The organism is Bradyrhizobium cenepequi (assembly GCF_020329485.1).
GTDB classification, from domain to species: domain Bacteria; phylum Pseudomonadota; class Alphaproteobacteria; order Rhizobiales; family Xanthobacteraceae; genus Bradyrhizobium; species Bradyrhizobium cenepequi.
Genome location: NZ_JAGKJI010000125.1, coordinates 1 through 2,335 on the forward strand (window position 1 = coordinate 1; position 2,335 = coordinate 2,335).

General features: G+C 69.6%; 1 protein-coding gene. It reads right to left on the reverse strand.

Features of this window, described 5'->3' with window-relative positions:
- A partial coding sequence (locus tag J6497_RS40390; protein WP_225709707.1) for a condensation domain-containing protein occupies positions 1–2,335 on the reverse strand: 2,335 nt, incomplete at both ends.

The following is a 2,335-nucleotide window of genomic DNA, read 5'->3' on the forward strand; positions in this document are numbered from 1 at the left end:
TGGATGCACTGCTGCTCGGGATACGGCGCCGCCGTCCGGTTCAGCTCCTCCAACAGATACGCGCGCTCAGCGGACGGAAGGATATCCAGCTCGCGCACCGGCGTGCTCGGTGCCTGCTCCAGCGCCTCCGCCAGCTGCTCGAGCGCCCGCTGCATGTAGCCGCAGACCCGATCCGCCGAGACGCCCTCCGCCACCTGCGCCGTCAGCCCGAGCGCCTCGCCAAGATCCTCCACCGACAAGGTCAGCGGATAGTTGGTGCGTTCCTCTCCGCCCAGCCATGCCACCCCCGCCAGCCCATCATTCGGTCCAGAACCGGACATGGCCGCCGGCGTGGTGTGGCGGTAGTTCAACAGCGAACTGAACAGCGGCGCCGGCGCCGCAACGCTGCTGCAGCGTTGCGCCAGCGCCAGCGAGGCGTGCTCGTGCGCCAGCAGCCCGGCGAGCCGGGCGTGGGTGGTCCGCACGCTCGCCGCGACCCCGGTGCCGTCCAGGTCAAGCCGCAGCGGCAGGGTGTTGATGAACAGGCCCATGGCGCGGTCGGCGCCCGCGCCGCCATGCAGGCGGCCGAACAGCACCGTGCCGAACACCACCTGCTCGCGGCCGCTGCTGCGCGCCACCACCTGTCCCCAGGCCAGATGGCACAGGCTCGCCAGGCTCACCCCCAGCCGCCGCGCCTGGCTGCGCAATCGCGCGTTGAGCGCCTGCGGCAGCATCCGCCGCGCCTCACCGGTCCCGCTGCCGTCGCCGTGGACCTCGCTCAAGCCGAACGGCGTGGTCGGCGCATCGATGTCCCCCAGCAGCTCCCGGAAGAACTCTTCATGCGCCTTTGCATCAACGCCCAGGCGCGCCTGCGCCACCAGGTTGCGGAACGGCTGCGGCGCGCTCAGCTCATGGTCGCGCCCGCCGAGCACGGCCTTAACCTCGGCATGCATCACCTCCAGCGTGGTGTGATCCCCGATCAAATGATGCAGCAGCTCCAAAAGCAGCCAGCGCGCGCTGCCGGGCTCGCGCGCGATCACAAACCGCAACAACGGGGCCCGGCCAAGATCGATGCGGTGCTGGCGCGGATCAAACCTCAGCCGGAGCTGCGCGGGGCCGGGACCAGAAGACCCATCCAGCTCGACCTCGGTCACCTCCAGTGGCGCGTTCCGCCACACCACCTGGGCCGGGCGCGACAGCCCCTCCCAGACGAACGAGGTGCGCAGAATGTCGTGCCGGTCCACCACCCGCTGGACCGCGGCGAGATAGCGCTCCAACAGGCCACGGTCGGCAAACGCCATCTGCGCAACCAGCAGGTACGGATCACCTTTTATAGCCAACAGATGATGGAACAGGATGCCGTCCTGCAGCGGCGACAAGGCATAAATGTCCTGGATGTTGCCGACGCCACCGGGCACGGTGGCGACGATCCGGTCGATCTCTCCCTGCGCCAGCTCGATCAGCGGCAGCATCTGCGGCGTGATCGCCGGACTCTGTTCGGTGATCAGGTTGGCAGGGACCGCCACCTCGTGATGGCTGCCCAGGCTTGCGGCCAGATCGGCCAGCACCGGCCTGGCGAACAGGGTGCGCACCTCCACCCCCAGCGACAGCCGCCGCAGACGCTCCATCAGCTGCACCGCCAGCAGCGAATGGCCGCCCAGTGCGAAGAAGTGGTCGTGCCGTCCGACCCGCGCCAGCCCCAGAAGCTCCGCCCAGAGCTGCGCCAGCGCCGTCTCGATCTCGCCTTGCGGCGCCTCATAGGCGGCGCGCGCATAGGCCTCATCCGCCGGCGCCGGCAGCGCCTTGCGATCCAGCTTGCCGTTCACCGTCAGCGGCAGCGCCGCAAGCCGCACAAACGCGGCCGGCACCATGTAGTCCGGCAGCCGTGCACTTAAGTGTGCGCGCAAGGCACCGGCCAGCTCGCTTCCATCTCCCTCGTCCGATTCAGCCTCGGGCGCGCACACCACATAGCCGACAAGACGCGGCTCGCCCGCGCGGTCCTCGCCCGCCACCACCACCGCCTCGCGCACCGAGGCGTGCTCGGAGAGCCGCGCCGCGATCTCGCCCGGCTCGATCCGGAAGCCGCGGATCTTCACCTGGTCGTCGTTGCGGCCCAAGAACGCCAGATTGCCGTCCGGCAGATAGCGCGCAAGGTCGCCGGTCTTGTACAGCCGGTCGCCTGCCACAAAGGGATTGGCGATGAACCGCTCCGCCGTCAGCTCCGGCTGGTTCAGATACCCCCGCGCGACCCCCGCCCCGCCGATGTAGAGCTCCCCGACCGCGCCAAACGGAACGGGCGCACCATGACCGTCGAGCAGGTACACACGCGTGTTCGCAATCGGACGCCCGATCGGGA